Below are 15,492 nucleotides of genomic sequence, written 5' to 3'. Positions count from 1 at the left end.
CGTCCGGTCAGGCCGGTTCGCGGGTCAGGATCAGCGAGGCGTTCTGGCCGCCGAAGCCGAACGAGTTCGACATCACCGCGGTGACGCGGGCGTCGCGCGCCTTGTTGCCGACGACGTTGAACAGGATCGTGGGATCCGGCGTCTCGTAATTGATCGTCGGCGGGATGCGCTGATGCTCGAGCGTCAGCAGCGAGAAGATCGCCTCCACCGCGCCGGCCGCCGAGATGGTGTGGCCGACCATCGACTTGTTGGACGTCACCGGAATCTTCTGCGCGAGCTCGCCGAACACGGCCGATGTCGTGTTGAACTCCATCTTGTCGTTCTCGGGCGTCGCGGTGCCGTGCGCGTTGATGTGGTCGATCTGGTCCGGCGTCATGCCGGCATCGGCCAGCGTCTTGTTCATGCAGCCGATGATCGGCTTGCCGTCGGGCGAAGAGCGGGTGCGATGGAAGGAATCGGTGAGCTCGCCGCAGCCGGCGATGACGCCGAGAATCTTTGCGCCGCGCGCGGTGGCGGCCTCAAAGCTTTCCAGCACGAGCGCGCCGGCGCCTTCGGCCATGACGAAGCCGTCGCGGTTCTTGGAGAAGGGGCGGGAGGCGGCTTGCGGCGGATCGTTCTGGGTCGACAGCGCCGAAAGCAGCGAGAAGCGTACCAGGGCTTCCGGATTCACGGTGCCGTCGGTCGCAACGCACAGCGCAGCGTCGGTCTCGCCGCGGCGGATCGCCTCGACGCCGAGCTGGATCGAGGTGGCTCCGGACGCGCAGGCCGTCGACAGCGAGATCGGCGAGCCCTTGGTGCCGAAGGTCTCGGCGAGATGTGCGGCTACCGAGCCGAACATGAAGCGGTGATGATAGGCGCTGTACTTGCCGCCACCGGAGATGCGCAAGAGATCGTCATAGTTGAAGTCGAGCGCACCGACGGCGCGGCCGAGCTCGCGGCGCTGCGGCCATTCGACCTCGACCGGCGCAACCGCGAGGAAGAGGGGTCCCGGAAAATCGGCCTTGGCGCCGATGCCGGCCTGCTCGAGCGCTTCCTCCGTCACGAGCTCAGCCATCCGCTCGGACAGGCCGGTGGAGGAGAACGGATCGACGCTGACGAAATCGACGGTGCCGGCCATCGTGGTCTTCAGTCCGTCGACCGGAAAGCGCGTGATGGTGCGGATGCCGGATTCGCCGGCAACGAGCTTGGCCCAATTGTCGGCCTTGCCGGCACCGAGCGAGGTCATGATGCCCATGCCGGTGACGACGATGACGGGGCGCCCGAGTTTATCGCGTGGTGCAGTCATGTCGATCCCCCGGGTGAGCTAGCTAACTGCCTCGACCAGCGCCATGCCTTCGCCGCGCCAGTGTCCGGCTCCCACCACCACAATCTGGGTGGGCGCTCCCTGCATTTCAATCTCGGTGCCGGTGGAATCGTTCGGCGGGAACAGCGCACCGCGCGAGATCGACAGCGCGGCGAGCGCGATGCCGAGCGGGAATTGCGTCTCCATGGTGTGGCCGAACATCGTGCCGGTCGAACGCACAGGAAAGTCGGCATGGCCTTTCAGGAAGTCGCGCTCTTCGCTTGTCGCGGGCTCTGCACCGGTCGCGCCTGAGATGATCGCGCCCTTGCCTTCGCGCCTGGGCAGCTTGGCCCACAGCTGCTCCAGCGTCGCGGCCATGTCGCCGGGCTGCTTGCGCCGGGCGAGGTCGGCGACCACGCTCGACAGTCTTGCGAACGGCTTTGCGCCGCGCGCTTGCGCATGCGCTTTCGACTCCAGCACCAGGAAGGCGCCGGCAGACCCCAGCGCGAAGCCGGCGTGGTCCTTGCGCGCCCAGACCGGAGCGAACTTGTCCTTGAGGTTGAAATCGCCGAATTCGTAGAGGACGAGCAAATCCTTGCGCTCGCCATTGTGCGAGCCGCCGACCAGCGCGATGTCGCTCTCGCCCGAGGCGATGCGTGCCAGCGCGATGCGGGCGGCATCGGCGCCGGCGACCTCTTCGCCCATGAAAGTGCGCGAGGTGCCGCCAAGTCCGTGCACGATGGCGATGTTGCCTGCGAGCAGGTTGGAGAGCTGCGCCAGGAACAGCGTCGGCCTGAGATCGCTCATCAGGCGCTCGTTGAGGAAGCCGGGCGCGTTCGCCCCCTTGGCCTCGGCCGTCAAGACGCCGGTGTCGACGTTGAGATCGCGCTCGCCACCGCCGGCGGCCACCACCATGTCGATCTTCGACAGGATGTCCTTGTTGCCCTTGATCCCGGCGGAATCGAGCGCAAGGCCGGCGGCGTAGGTGCCGATGCGCTGCCAGGCTTCCATCTGGCGCTGGTCGCCCTTCTTCGGGATCTGGCTGTCGAAGCTAACAGGCGTCAAGGGATGCACGACGTAGGGCGCAAAGCCCTTCTCGTCGACATTGATGCGCTTCTCGGCAAGCGCGGCCCAGTTGGCGTCCAGGCCCTCGCCGAGCGAGGTCGCGAGTCCAATGCCGGTGATCCAGACTTCGGTCTGGCCGGGCTTCGAAGCAGTGTCAGTCATGGCGATACGGCCTGTTGCGGAAAGCCGACGCGCTCGGCGACTTTCGCCATGTAGCCGCGCATATCCGCATTGGGGAAGGGGATCAGCGTGAAGGTCAGCGCCGAGTTCGCGCGCAGCTTGCCGCCGACCCTGATCTTGGCTTCGGTCATGGCATAGCCGGAGCCTTCATGGACGAGGCTCGCCTCGATGCTCATGAGATCGCCTGGGAAGACCGAGCCGCGGACCTTGGCCTCCTTCACGGCGGCAAGGATCGGCATGCGCTCGAACTTGAACACGCCGAGTTGAAGCCAGCCCGAGGCCTGCGCCATCGATTCGATCAGGAGCACGCCGGGCATCAAGGGGTAACCCGGGAAGTGCCCCTCGAAGATGGTGCTCTCCTGCGGGACCTGCGCTTCGACGACGATCGTCTTCTCGTCGACCTTGAGGTCGACGATGCGATCGATCATGTGGAAGTATTCGAGTTGCATGACCGCGCGCTTAGGCGCTCGCGCCCTTGGCCGCAACCAGTTCGTCGATGCGGGCGCACAGATTCTTCAGCACGAAATACTGCTCGGTGGTCGCCTTGCCGTCGTTGACCTCCTGGGTCCACTTTTCCAGCGGGAGCTTGATGCCGAACTGCTTGTCGATCGCAAACGCGATATCGAGGAAATCGAGGCTGTCGATGCCGAGATCGTCAATGGCATGACTATCCGGCGTGATCGTGTCGCGCGGGATGTCGCAGGTTTCAGCGATGATCGTGGCGACCTGATCGAATGTGGAAGACATCACTAAGCCTTTGATATATTGCGGATATTTGTCAGATTATCCAGAGTGGCACGGTGGGTGGGCATCGCGCCCCTGATGACGCCCTCAAACCCCCCTCTGGCCGGGTCGAAAGCCCGTATATCGGAGCGCCGCCCTGAGTTCAATGGAGCCGGGCAGGCGGCGAGAGAGGGCTGGGGATGCCCCGCGGGAGTCCCTTGCCCGCCGGGGCCGGGGCGAGGCGGGCCTAGATATGTGGCGTCGTGATCTTGACGCAGTCGCGACGGCCCATCAGCACGCAATCCTGGGTCCGGCGCAGGTCGGCGATGCTGACCGCGAGCCAAATTCCGATTGCGGTCAGCGCGATGGTGAAGGCCAGCGCCGCGATGTTGGCGAGCATGCGATGGCGGAAATCGTCCGGCTCGGCGCGGGGCTTCTCGTAGCGCGACAGGTCGAGTGGTTCGGGGGCGACTCGCAACGGCTGCACGGTGCCGCTACCGCGGTGGACCGTCGGGGAAGGCGAGGTGCGCGGCCTGAACTGGAGCACCCGGTGCTCGTCGTCAGAGCTTATGGGCCGCTGGGTAGTCATGGGGCGGGGATCACTCCGAAGCAGCGATTTTAGATAGCACACGGGATGAACGTGTTGCAGAAAATCTTCGCAATGCCCGCGTGCATTTGTACGCTCGCACTATTTGTGCATGGACGGTGGGAAGCGACCGCGGAACCGGCCGTCGTGTCGGCGGCAGGGATGCAAGGGTTGCGTTGCAACAACGGAGGTAGCTAGGGCCAAGGACTTCACGCCTTCGTTCCCCTCTCTACATCGGCTTGTGATCTCCGCGTCCTTCCGAACACGTTTTGCCGCCGCAAGGCCCATGTCATAGTCGGGGGAACCTGATCCGTCAGTTGCATCCATGCGAGGGGCCTTCGATCATGACCACGACCAACGCGCGTGAGCCGAGAGTGCACCCGGTCCCGATCCTGTCGCTGCGGCCGACGCAGATGACGGTCGGCATGCGCGAGGTCAAGGAGAAGCGCAAGCGCTGGCGCGAGCATGACAAGAAGAAGCAGGCCGATCTTCTCGGCAAGCACATGATCCCCGTCGTCTACGGCCCCGACGCGCGGTACTATGTGATCGACCATCATCATCTCGGCCGCGCACTGCACGACGAAGGCGTCAAGGAGGTGCTGGTCACCATCGTCGGCGATCTCCGCATGGTCGAGCGCGAGGCTTTCTGGGGCGTGATGGACAACAAGCGTTGGGTCTATCCTTACGATGCCAAGGGCGAACGGCGACAGTTCCGCGACCTGCCGAAATCGGTTGCCGATCTCAAGGACGATCCGTTCCGCAGCCTTGCCGGCGAATTGCGCCGCCTGGGCGGCTTCGCCAAGGACACCACGCCGTTCTCCGAGTTCCTGTGGGCCGATTTCCTGCGCCGAAAAGTCTCGCGCAAGGCGGTGGAGGCTGATTTCGACAAGGCGATCGAGAAGGCGATGTCGGCGGCCAGGAGCAAGGATGCGATTTACCTGCCCGGCTGGTGCGGTCCGGAGGACGATGATTAGGGCAGCGGGCATTGCGTGCTGTGATGCCTCAGCAGGGCGTTTTCATCTTCACGATGATGGCGGCAATCGCGCCGCTCATTGCCCTTCTCCGTCGGGATGGACGGGCGCTGGGCCGGAGCTTGCTGGCCGTCGTTCTGGTGTGCTGGCTGGCCAGCTATCCATACTTGGTGCCAGTTGCGATCCTGCTCATCATTGCGTCGTTCGGATTGGCGTGCGGCGGATTGAGCTTGCGCCTGCCGGCCGTCTCAGCGGAGACGTCTCTCTGGATACGGACCATAGCGCTCTATTCGCTGTTCTTCGCCATCACCGGATATGCGCTGAATCTATTCCTCAGCTACAAGTGTGCGCCTCCAAGAATCCTGGCGGAGCCGCTTGCCTCGCCTCTGAATGACCGTGATGGTCCAATGACGGCGACCCTGAATGCGCAGTTCCCGGAAGGGACCGACGAGGCAGTGTTGAGAGCATCCTTGCTACAAGATGGTTTTTCGGACGTCGCGCAGCCGCGCCCGTTGTGCAGGTTGCCGGAGATACGGCCGGGATCGATGCGCCGCTACGGATCATGCCCTGCGGGTTCACGGGAGATGACTTACGAGTACCGCGGGCCGGTCAATTTCGTCTGCGGATCTACGCGCGTCTCAGTGAAATGGTCGGCCAATCCAGATGGAAAGATCGTGGGGCTCCAGGCGACCGGATATACCCCGTGCCTCTGAACGGAATAGGCGCCTGCGCTCCCGTCAGTCGCGCTGAAAGATCCTGGCGCCGGGATAGGCGCGGCGGGCGTAAGTGACCACCAGCGCGCGGTCCTGGGTGTCCAGGAAGGGCGTTCGGATCTGGTACGACCCGACGATGAGGTGCCACAGGCCATTGAGCTTCTGGATCACGATATTCATTTGAATAGTCCTTGATGACTCCCATTCCAGCGAATGCTGCTGGTCGCCGCAGTGCTCAGGATCGTGTCCGCGGATGTAGAATTCCCAACACGGCCGCGCTCCTCTGCAAAATACGTCGACCATTGTTAGTTGGTTAGGGAATGCGTCCAGATAAGCCGGATCCCATCACAGGCGCTTGAGTGAAATCAATTTCCGCGCCCATGAAACCGTCCTGAAACAGAGCCGTCCCATCTGTATGCGGTAGTCGAGCTCACACAGGAGGCGAACATGCGCCGTCTGGTTTTCGTAATTGCTTTGCTCGCGGTCGCTTCGGTCGGCATTTCGGCATCGTTTGCCGCAGTTCATCACGCGAAGTCGTTGACGTTCGCGGAGCGCTTTGCTCCGGCGCTCGAGTTGATGGCGAAGCGTTAGCGGCTGATCACTTCGACGCGGACATCAGGTCGCACCCGTCGACCGGCCGGGTGCGGCGATGGCCGAGTGAGGTTTGACCTGCCGCAAATCTGCGTCGCTCCGACCGGCTAAAGTCTGCCTGCATGGTTGCAGAAGCAGCGTTGTGCCCCGACGTCGCGGGCCCGGGCTCCAAGTCATGCAGGACTGGAGGCACGGCCGTGAGCATCATCTTTCGCATCGTCTTTATCGTCGCCGGCGCGGTCACCGCGCTGTTCGTCGCGCGAGATGCCCTGAACTTCACCATCATCCAGACCTTCGTCGCCGTCCTGCTGGTGACAGCCGTCGTGGGGGCTGGAAGTCTCTGGAGCATGCGGCGGAAGACGTGAGAAAGACAGAAAGCGGCGGTTCGCCCGGGCTCAGCGAAACCGAGGCCGGGCTGCGGCTGCAGCAGGAAGGTTACAACGAACTGCCTCGGCCCGAACGGCGCACGCCGCTGCGCATCGTTCTCGAGGTGCTGCGCGAGCCGATGCTCGCACTCCTTATGTGCGGCGGGCTGGTCTACCTGCTGCTCGGCGACCTCCGCGAGGCGCTGCTTCTGCTGGCATTCGGCGCCATATCCGTCGTGATCACGATCGTGCAAGAAACCCGCACCGAGCGCGTGCTGGAGGCGTTGCGAGAGTTGACCAGTCCGCGAGCGCTCGTGGTCAGGGACGGGGAGCGCCGGCGCATCGCCGGCCGGGACGTCGTCCGCGGCGATCTCCTCGTCCTGGCCGAGGGCGATCGGATTCCGGCGGATGCGGTGCTCGTCAGCGCGCGTGATCTGGCGGTCGATGAGTCCCTGCTGACCGGAGAATCGTTTCCGGTTCGCAAGCAGGCCCTCAAGACGCCGGTCGCCAAAGCTTCCTTGACTGAAAAGGACGGCTTGGCTGAGCATCGCCCGGGCGGCGATGACCTGCCTTTCGTGTATTCGGGCTCGCTGGTCGTGCGAGGCGAGGGCCTCGCCGAGGTCAAGGCCACCGGCCCTCGCAGCGAGATCGGGAAGATCGGACTGTCGCTGCATGGCTTGCAGCCGGAGCCGCCGCGGCTGCAGCAGCAGACCGCACGGCTCGTCCGGCTTTGCTTTCTCGGCGGCGCGATGATCAGCCTGGCGGCCGTCCTGCTTTACGGAACGCTGCGCGGGGATTGGCTGCAGGCGATGCTCGGAGGCATCGCGATCGGCATGTCCATGCTGCCTGAGGAGTTCGCCGTCGTCCTCACGGTGTTCATGGCCATGGGCGCCTGGCGGATCTCGAAGGCGCGGGTGCTGACGCGGCGCGCGGCCGCGATCGAGGTGCTCGGCTCCGCTACAGTGCTGTGCACCGACAAGACCGGCACGCTGACGCAGAACCGTATGTCGGTTGCGGAGCTGAGGCTACGCGACGGGACGAGCGTGCGCCTCGTGTCTTCGCAACCGGCGTCCGTCGGAGCGGAGTTTTTCGAGCTGGCGCGTTGCAGTGCTCTGGCGAGCTCGCCCCAACCATTCGATCCAATGGAGAAGGCCCTGCACGCGTTCGCGCAGGCGAGCCTGCCGGAGGGTGATGAATTCCCGGGTGCTCGAACCTTGATCCGCACCTACGGCCTGCGTCCCGAGCTGCTGGCGATGACCCAGGTTTGGCAATCGTCCCAGGGATTGTTCGCCTCGGCCAAAGGTGCTCCCGAAGCGATTGCGCGCCTCTGTAAATTGGACGGTGCGGACCAGGACGCGCTGCGGGATGCGGTCGCGGCGATGGCGAAGGACGGTCTTCGCGTGCTCGGCGTGGCCGCAGCGACCTGCGAGGCTGAGATCCTGCCGAGCTCGCAGGAAGGTTTTTCGTTTCGCTTCCTCGGTCTGGTCGGGTTGGCCGATCCGCTGCGTCCGCACGTCCCCGAGGCGGTGGCCGAATGTCGTTCGGCCGGCATCCGCGTCGTCATGATCACGGGCGACTATCCGGCGACCGCCATGGCGATCGCCGGGCAAGCCGGGCTCGACGTCAATGAGGTCACGACCGGCGAGCAGATCAGGCTCGCGGACGAGAGCGGGCTGGAGGCCCTCGTCAGGAACGTGAACGTGTTCGCGCGGGTCCTGCCGGAGCAGAAGCTGCGGATCGTTCAGGCGATGAAGCGCAACGGCGAGATCGTCGCGATGACCGGCGACGGCGTCAACGACGCGCCGTCCCTGAAGGCGGCCCATATCGGGATCGCGATGGGCGGCCGCGGCACCGATGTCGCCCGCGAGGCATCCTCGATCGTCCTGCTCGACGACGATTTCGGCTCCATCGTCGCATCCATCCGGCTGGGGCGCCGGATCTACGACAATCTCCGCAAGGCGATGGCCTTCATTTTCGCCGTCCACGTTCCGATCGCGGGGCTCGCCCTGCTTCCGCTGGTTTTCGGGCTGCCTCTGATTCTCGGACCCGTTCACATTGCGTTTCTGGAGCTGATCATCGATCCGGTCTGCTCGCTCGTGTTCGAAGCCGAGCGGGAGGAGCGCGATGTGATGACGCGCCCGCCGCGGCGTGCCGATGCGGAATTGTTCTCGTGGGCGTTGGTCGGCTGGAGCATCCTTCAAGGCGTCATGGCATTTGCCTTGATCGCCATGATCTTCGTCGTTGCGCTTCGTTCCGGTATTCCACCCGACGAGGCGCGCACGCTGGCTTTCATCGCGCTGGTCGTCTGCGTCGTCGCGCTGGTGCTGGTCAACCGGTCCTTCAGCGCGTCGTTCTTGTCAGCCTTCTTCCGTCCGAACCCGGCTTTGCTCTGGATATTCCTGTCGATCGCGCTCGTTCTCGCCGCGGCCCTGTTCTGGCCGCCTGCGTCCAGTCTGTTTCGTTTCGGCCCTCTGCACCTGGACGATCTGATGGTCACGCTCGGCGCGGGATTGCTGGTGCTCACGGTGCTCGAACTGCTGAAACCCATATGGGCACGACGCTTGCGATTCTAGATCGTGACGCGGCAGGTCGATCGCTCATCGCGGCGCGCGGCGGAATTCGTTCAGCGTCGGGAATTCGTGCAGCCAACGGAAGACGCCTGCGAGATGCTGACGTCGTTTCATTAGAACAGGTCTAGTCTACATAGATTCTACGACGTGAATGTCCGAAAGACTTTGATTGTGCGTTCGGAGTCTTTGCATGGTCGTCCCCGTAAATTCGGGGACTGGGAATGCTGGAATTTGTGTTTCACGCACGCGCAACGAAGCGCGGATGCGTGTCGACGTTGTGCGGTCTTCTCGTGCTTCCTCCGGCCATCGCCTTTGGCGGCAACGCGCAAGCCCAGGGCGTGCGTGGAGCATCGGATCTTCCGCCCGTCGTGGTCGAGCAAGGCCGCGCGAACAAGCGTCAGGTCACGACATCGCGCAGCTCGCGATCTGCGAGTGTCCGACGTGCGCGATCACACGTGGCAGGACAGGCTGCCGAGGCCGGTTCTCAGCCGGCCTCCGCTGCGGTGGAACGCGGTACGGATCCGGTGAAGGGGTTTGTGCCCGTCGTCAGCTCGGCTGCGATGAAGTCCGACACACCTATTCTTGAGACACCTCAATCCGTTTCGGTGGTCAGCCGCGATCAGCTCGATGCGCGCTCGGCCACGACGCTTGTCGAAGGATTGCAGTATGTCGCAGGTCTCGCCATCCAGCCGGGCGGCAAAGACCCGCGCTTCGACAACGTCTTCATCCGCGGCTTCGACAACAATGGCTACGGTGCCTATCGCGACGGGCTTCGTGAGGTCGGCGATCCCAACTTCTTGTCGCTGTTCCGCAACGAGCCCTACGGCTTCGAACGCATCGACGTTATCAAGGGACCGAGCTCGGTCATGTACGGGCAGGGCGCGCCGGGCGGCCTCGTTGACGTCATCAGCAAGCGGCCGCCCGAACGGGCCTTCGGCGAGATCGTCGGCCAGTTCGGCAATTACGACCGCTTCCAGGGCGCTTTCGATTTCGGCGGTCCTGCGACCAAGGATGGCACATTGCTCTACCGGCTGACCGGCGTGTTCAGGGATTCCGATGCGCAGATCGCGAACTTCTCGAATTTCGTGAAGGACAACCGGACCTATATCGCTCCGGCCGTGACCTGGAAGCCGACCAACGATACGACGCTGACCATTCTCGCCGACTACACGCACGATGTGACTGGAAATGCCTTTCCGCTGTCGATGGTCCATGTGACGGGCGGGAAGGTCACCGGCATCACGGCGTTGCCGGTGTTTCTCGGCGACCCCAGCTACAACAAATTCGAGCAGGAGCAGGAGCGCGTCGGCTACCAGCTCGAGCACCGCTTCAGCAACAACCTGATCTTCGAATCCAAGGCTCGTTATGGTCACACCGAGCTCGACTATCGGTATCTGACGTTCATCGGAACTCCGCTCGATACGACCTCGGTTTTTCCGCGACGTTCGATGCGTATCCAGGAGCAGATCGACACCCTGTCGACCGACAACCACCTGATCAGCAAGTTCAGCACCGGGCCGCTCCTACATACGGTGGTCTCCGGCGTCGACTATCTGACGTTCAACATGACGGACCGGACCTATTTCGGAGCTGCACCGCCGCTGAGCAAGATCAATCCCGTCTATGACCAGGCCATTGCGGTTCCGACTGCGCTCACTGCCCCCTCAGCGAACCAGACGATCGACCAAGTCGGCGTCTATGCGCAGGACCAGATGAAGATCCAGAGCTGGATCTTCACGTTGGGCGGACGTTACGACGCCTCGGAACAGAATACCTACGCCTTGGCGACCAACAAGACCACCGACACCAAGGACACGGCCTTCACCAAGCGAGGAGCCGTCTCCTACGTGTTCGATTCCGGAGTGGCGCCTTACTACAGCTATTCGGAATCGTTTCTGCCGACGCCGGGCACGGACTTTGCGGGCAGCCCGTTCAAGCCGACGAGGGCGCAGCAGCATGAGGTCGGCGTCAAGTACCAACCGTCGCGGACCTTGTTGATGACGGTGGCGCTGTATGACTTGACGCGTCAAAACTCGCTCACGAGCGATCCATCGCATCTCGGCTTCTCGGTCCAGCTCGGCGAGGTGAAATCGCGCGGCTTCGAGTTCGAGACGCTGGCGCAGATCATTCCCGGGCTGAACCTGGTGGCGACCTACACCAACCAGGATGTGAAGGTGACGCAGAGCACTGGCACCGACCTCGGCAAGGTGCCGACGCTGGTCGCCCGCCAGATGGCGTCGGCCTATCTCGACTACACTGTTCAGGGCGGCACATGGGACGGCTGGGGTCTTGGCGGCGGCGTCCGCTACAACGGGCCGACCTTCGCCGATATCACCAACACCATCGTCAACGAGGGCTACGTCGTGTTCGATGCCGGCCTGCATTATCGCCAGCCGAAGGGCGTCAACCTGGCGCTCAACGTGAAGAACATCGCCGATCGCGTCACGCTTGCCTGCACGGCGAACGGCGGCTGCCAATATACCAGCCCGCGCACCATCACGGGCACCGTCAGCTATCGCTGGTAGAGATCATGGTTCAGGCACGCACGATCCGGCTATGGTCGCGCATTCACACCTGGACGTCGCTGGTGTGCATGCTGTTCCTGCTGATGCTGTGCGTGACCGGGCTTCCGCTGGTCTTCCACGACGAGATCGACGATCTGCTCGAGGATGAGATCGCGGCGCCCGCCATGCCGGAGGGAACGCCGCGTCTCTCGCTCGACCGGATGATCGCTGCGGCTCAAGCGCGCTTTCCGAGGCACTACGTCCTGCTTCTCAATCTCAAGCAGACGGAGCCGCTGGTGACGGTTGCGGTGTCTCCGACCGCTGTCCCGGCGCCGGGTAACTTCCATCGTCTAACGTTCGATGCGCGGACGGCCGAAATGCTCGGGGAGGAGGCTCCACATCAGAGCGTCATGGATTTCGTGTTGCGGATTCACAAGGACATGTTCGCAGGCCTGCCGGGCGAATTGTTTCTCGGCGCGATGGGTCTCGTGTTCGCCGCGTCGATCATGTCCGGTGTGGTCGTCTATTGGCCGTTCATGCGGCGGCTCGATTTCGGCACGATCCGCCGGCGATCGTCTCCGCGCGCCAAATGGCTCGATACCCATAATCTCTTCGGCATCGTCACCGTGACCTGGGCGATGGTTGTGGGTCTCACCGGCATGATCAACACGCTGGCGACGCCGCTGTTCGACCTGTGGCGCGCGCAGTTGATCCCGGTCTTGCTGGCGCCTCATCTCGGCAAGCCCGTGGCTCCGATCCCGTCGGTTCAGACTGCCGTCGAGCTCGTCCGCGCAAGATTTCCGGATCGTCTGGTCACCTCGGTGACGATGCCGACATCGGCACGCTTCGGCAGCCCGCAGCATCTGGTCGTCTGGACCAAGGGCGCGACGCCCTTCACGGCGCGCATGCTCCAGCCGATGCTCGTCGACGCCAATGACGGCAAGACCATCGTGGCCCCCGAGGTGCCCTGGTATCTGAAGACGCTTCAGGTCTCCCGCCCGCTGCATTTCGGCGACTATGGTGGGCTTCCGCTGAAGATCATCTGGGCGCTGCTGGACATCATCACGATCATCATTCTCGTCAGCGGGATCTATCTCTGGGCGGCGCGGCGAAAGTCACCGGCCCGCCGCAAGCGGCTCGACGCGGGCCGGACCGCGGCAGTCGGCGTCTAGTCCTATGGCCATTCCCTCCCGGAACCAGCCTCGGGTCCACAGAAGCGCATGGGATGTCTTCCGCTGGCCTGTCCTTGTCGGCGTCATCTGCGGCGCAGGGCTCGGCCTTGCGCTCGTCGGAGACGGTGTCTGGGACGCGCTTTCGTGGCTGGCATTGTCGCTGCCGGTCGTTCTGGCCATCTTCTGCTGGCGTCGCGCGGATCAACCGCGCTGAGGTCTATGGATGCCGATCGGGCTCTGACAAATCGCGTGCTTCGATGTCGTGGCCGATGTCATGTCTCTCATCCTTGCCGCCAAGCATCCGATGCAGCCAGCGTTCGACGCGGCGGCCGATCGTGAGCAGCACGAAAGTGAACGCCAGCGCGACCATGACGATTTTCCATTGCCCGGCGCCGCACGCAATGCCGAGACAGGCGGCGAGGAAGGTGCAGGCCGCGCTGGTCAGGCCGCGCACGCGAAAACGGTCGCTCTCGTGGACGATGACGCCGGCTCCGAGGAAGCCGATGCCGGTCAGGATGCCCTGGATCACACGGCTCGTCGCATCGGTGATCTTGCCGGGCTCGGCGAACTGGACCGCGAGCAGCACGACGGCCGCGGTGGAGAGCCCGACGATGCCGAGCGTCTTCAGCCCGATCGGCTTGCCGTGCAGGTCGCGGTTCAAGCCGATCGCGCTACCGGCGAGCGTCGCGGTGCCGAGGCGCAGCAGGATTTCGGGCCAGTCCATTTCGGTCATCTAGTCACTTCTTCGGCACGCGTCCCATGCGTTCGAGCGAGGGTTCGTCATGTGTAGAACGCCGGCTTCGTACCGGCAAAACATAGTCGATGCGGGCGAGAGGCTCCAGAGGAGTCGTTAGGTCTCGTGCCCCGGACGCAGCGCAGCGCTCCAAGCATCGTCCGTTGCGGTGCGCTGCTGAGCCGGGGCCCAGAATGTCGGAGAGGAGGGTGTGCGCGGCGTGGGTCCCGGCTCTGCGCAGCAGCGTTTCACGCTGCCGCGCGTCCGGGACACGCGAGTCCTTACCGCAGCGGCTTCTTCAGCAGCGAGAAGCGGTCCGGATCGAGCCCCATCGAGGGCTGCAGCATCGGGGCCTCGACATTGGAGAGCGTCTTGGCGGGCGGAGCCGAGAACACAGGGTCATTCGGCACGTCGCGCTGCGAGGTGGCGCCGCGCCAGCGTTCGAGCACGGCGCTGACGAAATGCATGTCGTGGCCGGAGGTGACCGAAGGCACGCTGCTGATGGTAGCCTCGCCGCGCGGCAATTGGTGCGGTGGCACCTCCTTGAAGCGCAACCGGGTCGGTAGTGCGACGCCTTCGCCGAAGGCCAGCACTTCACGCGTGCCGAGCGAGGGCACGAAGGAGAGCAGGTTCGCGGCGGCGTCCGACACCGCGGCGCGCAGCAGCGCCTGGTCGCGCTCGTTGGCAAGACGCATCGTGAACAGCGTATTGCACTGGGAGATGATGGTGGCGTCGAGCTCGGCCGGCCGCTGGGTGATAAGGCCGAGATAGACGCCGTATTTGCGGCCTTCCTTGGCGATGCGCGACACCGCCTTGCGGGTCGGGCCGAAGCCGATATTGCGGTCGGCGGAGGCGTAGCGATGCGCTTCCTCGCAGACGAACAGCAGGGGCGAGACGCCGTCGCTCCACAGGCCGAAATCGAAGGCCATGCGGCACAGCACCGAGACGACGGAATCGATCACCTCGGCGGGGAAGCCGGCGAGCTGCATCACCGTCATCGGCTTGCCGTTCGCCGGCAGGCGGAACAGATGGCTGATGACCTCGGCCATGGTGTCGCCGCCGACATTGGCGTTGTCGAACATGAAGGCGTAGCGGGGGTCGTTGCGCACCGCTTCGATGCGCGAGATCAGCTTGTGATAGATGATGCGCGAGGAGCGGTTCTCGAGCTTGCCCATGCGCTCGTCGATCAGCGACATCAGGTCGACCAGGCGGTACGGCACCGGGGTGTCGACGGTGTAGCCGATCTGCTTGGGATCGATGCGCTTGAGGCCGATGCGGTCGGCGTTCTGATATTGGGTGTAGACGCCCTTGGCGAGCGGGATCACCTCGGCCAGGATGTCGAGCTCCTCGGGCACGCCGGCGCGGCCGCCGAACAGCACGTCGACGATTTCCTCGAAATTGAACAGCCAGAACGGCAGCTTCAGGTTTCGCGGGTTGAGCACCAGCGCCCGGTCGCCGAAGCAGCGACCGTATTCGTTGTGCACGTCGAGCAGGAAGATGCGCAGGTTCGGGCGCGCCTTCAGGATCTCGTTGAGCAGGAGCGACACGCCGGTGGATTTGCCGACGCCGGTCGATCCCAGCACTGCAAAATGCTTGGACAGCATTTCCTCGACATCGACATAGGCGACGACCGAGCGATCCTGCTGGAGGAAGCCGACATTGATCTGGTCCGAGCCGGTCGGCGCGTAAATTGTGCGCAGCTCCTGGCTGGTAATCAGATCGACGGAATCGCCGATGGTCGGATAGTTGGTGACGCCGCGCTGGAATTTCGGCTTGTCGCTGGCGTTGAGGATCTCGCCGAGCAGGTCGACCGAGGCAACCGCGATATAACTGTCGCTGCTCGACAGGTTCTCGCAGGACACCTCGGTGATCATCGCGACGATGACCGAGCTGGCGCTGCGAATACTGACGAAGCGGCCGACGGTCGCCCGAACTTCCGAGATCGGCATCTGGCTTTCTGCCAGCAGCCCGACCCGGGCCAGCGATCCGCGAACCGAAATCACGCGTCCAAAGGATGTCACGATGAATGAACCTGGC

General features: G+C 63.9%; 14 protein-coding genes. 6 read left to right on the top strand and 8 right to left on the bottom strand.

Features of this window, described 5'->3' with window-relative positions; all coding sequences use genetic code 11:
- Positions 1-7: 7 nt before the first annotated feature.
- The 5 genes from GGD67_RS03700 to GGD67_RS03680 all read right to left on the bottom strand — a co-directional run bounded on the left by GGD67_RS03700 (position 8) and on the right by GGD67_RS03680 (position 3,839).
- The gene (locus GGD67_RS03700; protein WP_179730955.1) at positions 8-1,285 is read right to left on the bottom strand and encodes a beta-ketoacyl-ACP synthase; all 1,278 of its coding nucleotides are present in this window, start codon (positions 1,283-1,285) and stop codon (positions 8-10) included.
- Positions 1,286-1,303: 18 nt separating this feature from the next.
- A complete protein-coding gene (locus GGD67_RS03695) occupies positions 1,304-2,509 on the bottom strand; it encodes a beta-ketoacyl-ACP synthase (protein ID WP_018320950.1) in 1,206 nt (401 codons plus the stop codon).
- On the bottom strand, positions 2,506-2,976 hold the full coding sequence (locus GGD67_RS03690) for a 3-hydroxyacyl-ACP dehydratase FabZ family protein (protein WP_092252447.1): 471 nt from the start codon (positions 2,974-2,976) through the stop codon (positions 2,506-2,508). The genes GGD67_RS03695 and GGD67_RS03690 overlap by 4 nt, the downstream gene beginning before the upstream one ends.
- A 10-nt stretch (positions 2,977-2,986) precedes the next feature.
- Complete coding sequence (locus GGD67_RS03685; protein ID WP_007592476.1) at positions 2,987-3,274, bottom strand: acyl carrier protein; 288 nt, start codon at positions 3,272-3,274, stop codon at positions 2,987-2,989.
- A gap of 223 nt (positions 3,275-3,497) precedes the next feature.
- Positions 3,498-3,839 carry a hypothetical protein gene (locus tag GGD67_RS03680; protein ID WP_018320952.1) on the bottom strand — a complete coding sequence of 114 codons (342 nt, stop codon included), beginning with the start codon at positions 3,837-3,839 and terminating at the stop codon, positions 3,498-3,500.
- Positions 3,840-4,180: 341 nt separating this feature from the next.
- Here GGD67_RS03680 and GGD67_RS03675 point away from each other — a divergent pair, with 341 nt between their 5' ends.
- Complete coding sequence (locus GGD67_RS03675) at positions 4,181-4,810, top strand: ParB-like protein (protein ID WP_179730953.1); 630 nt, start codon at positions 4,181-4,183, stop codon at positions 4,808-4,810.
- Between the two features lie 23 nt (positions 4,811-4,833).
- Positions 4,834-5,520 carry a hypothetical protein gene (locus GGD67_RS03670; RefSeq protein WP_183232670.1) on the top strand — a complete coding sequence of 229 codons (687 nt, stop codon included), beginning with the start codon at positions 4,834-4,836 and terminating at the stop codon, positions 5,518-5,520.
- Positions 5,521-5,544: 24 nt separating this feature from the next.
- Here GGD67_RS03670 and GGD67_RS03665 read toward each other — a convergent pair whose 3' ends face one another.
- Complete coding sequence (locus GGD67_RS03665) at positions 5,545-5,700, bottom strand: hypothetical protein (protein WP_177236918.1); 156 nt, start codon at positions 5,698-5,700, stop codon at positions 5,545-5,547.
- A gap of 267 nt (positions 5,701-5,967) precedes the next feature.
- On the opposite strand from GGD67_RS03665, the gene GGD67_RS03660 reads away from it, so the two are divergent.
- The 4 genes from GGD67_RS03660 (at position 5,968) to GGD67_RS03645 (ending at position 12,722) form a co-directional block, all read left to right on the top strand.
- Positions 5,968-6,111, top strand: coding sequence for a hypothetical protein (locus GGD67_RS03660; protein WP_179730950.1), 144 nt, complete (start codon positions 5,968-5,970; stop codon positions 6,109-6,111).
- Between the two features lie 361 nt (positions 6,112-6,472).
- The gene (locus GGD67_RS03655; RefSeq protein WP_179731427.1) at positions 6,473-9,049 is read left to right on the top strand and encodes an HAD-IC family P-type ATPase; all 2,577 of its coding nucleotides are present in this window, start codon (positions 6,473-6,475) and stop codon (positions 9,047-9,049) included.
- Between the two features lie 557 nt (positions 9,050-9,606).
- Positions 9,607-11,571, top strand: a complete 1,965-nt coding sequence (locus GGD67_RS03650; RefSeq protein WP_179731425.1) for a TonB-dependent siderophore receptor — start codon at positions 9,607-9,609, stop codon at positions 11,569-11,571.
- Positions 11,572-11,576: 5 nt separating this feature from the next.
- The gene (locus GGD67_RS03645) at positions 11,577-12,722 is read left to right on the top strand and encodes a PepSY domain-containing protein (RefSeq protein WP_179730948.1); all 1,146 of its coding nucleotides are present in this window, start codon (positions 11,577-11,579) and stop codon (positions 12,720-12,722) included.
- Positions 12,723-12,939: 217 nt separating this feature from the next.
- On the opposite strand, the gene GGD67_RS03640 is transcribed toward GGD67_RS03645, so the two are convergent.
- Entirely contained in the window at positions 12,940-13,455 is a 516-nt protein-coding gene (locus GGD67_RS03640) for an MgtC/SapB family protein (protein ID WP_018320963.1), read from the bottom strand.
- A gap of 281 nt (positions 13,456-13,736) precedes the next feature.
- Complete coding sequence (locus GGD67_RS03635; protein ID WP_026202466.1) at positions 13,737-15,476, bottom strand: ATP-binding protein; 1,740 nt, start codon at positions 15,474-15,476, stop codon at positions 13,737-13,739.
- Positions 15,477-15,492 lie beyond the last annotated feature (16 nt).

The sequence above is a fragment of the Bradyrhizobium sp. IAR9 genome, from assembly GCF_013408065.1.
Classification (GTDB): domain Bacteria; phylum Pseudomonadota; class Alphaproteobacteria; order Rhizobiales; family Xanthobacteraceae; genus Bradyrhizobium.
Note: the sequence above shows the minus strand (reverse complement) of the source record. Positions and strands in the feature narration are given on the sequence as shown.

Coding starts and splice junctions, on each gene's coding strand:
- GGD67_RS03650 (WP_179731425.1), top strand. CDS start 9,607: ATGAAGTCCGACACACCTATTCTTGAGACACCTCAATCCGTTTCGGTG.
- GGD67_RS03640 (WP_018320963.1), bottom strand. CDS start 13,455: ATGACCGAAATGGACTGGCCCGAAATCCTGCTGCGCCTCGGCACCGCG.
- GGD67_RS03660 (WP_179730950.1), top strand. CDS start 5,968: ATGCGCCGTCTGGTTTTCGTAATTGCTTTGCTCGCGGTCGCTTCGGTC.
- GGD67_RS03665 (WP_177236918.1), bottom strand. CDS start 5,700: ATGAATATCGTGATCCAGAAGCTCAATGGCCTGTGGCACCTCATCGTC.
- GGD67_RS03695 (WP_018320950.1), bottom strand. CDS start 2,509: ATGACTGACACTGCTTCGAAGCCCGGCCAGACCGAAGTCTGGATCACC.
- GGD67_RS03700 (WP_179730955.1), bottom strand. CDS start 1,285: ATGACTGCACCACGCGATAAACTCGGGCGCCCCGTCATCGTCGTCACC.
- GGD67_RS03680 (WP_018320952.1), bottom strand. CDS start 3,839: ATGACTACCCAGCGGCCCATAAGCTCTGACGACGAGCACCGGGTGCTC.
- GGD67_RS03685 (WP_007592476.1), bottom strand. CDS start 3,274: ATGTCTTCCACATTCGATCAGGTCGCCACGATCATCGCTGAAACCTGC.
- GGD67_RS03675 (WP_179730953.1), top strand. CDS start 4,181: ATGACCACGACCAACGCGCGTGAGCCGAGAGTGCACCCGGTCCCGATC.
- GGD67_RS03690 (WP_092252447.1), bottom strand. CDS start 2,976: ATGCAACTCGAATACTTCCACATGATCGATCGCATCGTCGACCTCAAG.
- GGD67_RS03670 (WP_183232670.1), top strand. CDS start 4,834: ATGCCTCAGCAGGGCGTTTTCATCTTCACGATGATGGCGGCAATCGCG.
- GGD67_RS03645 (WP_179730948.1), top strand. CDS start 11,577: ATGGTTCAGGCACGCACGATCCGGCTATGGTCGCGCATTCACACCTGG.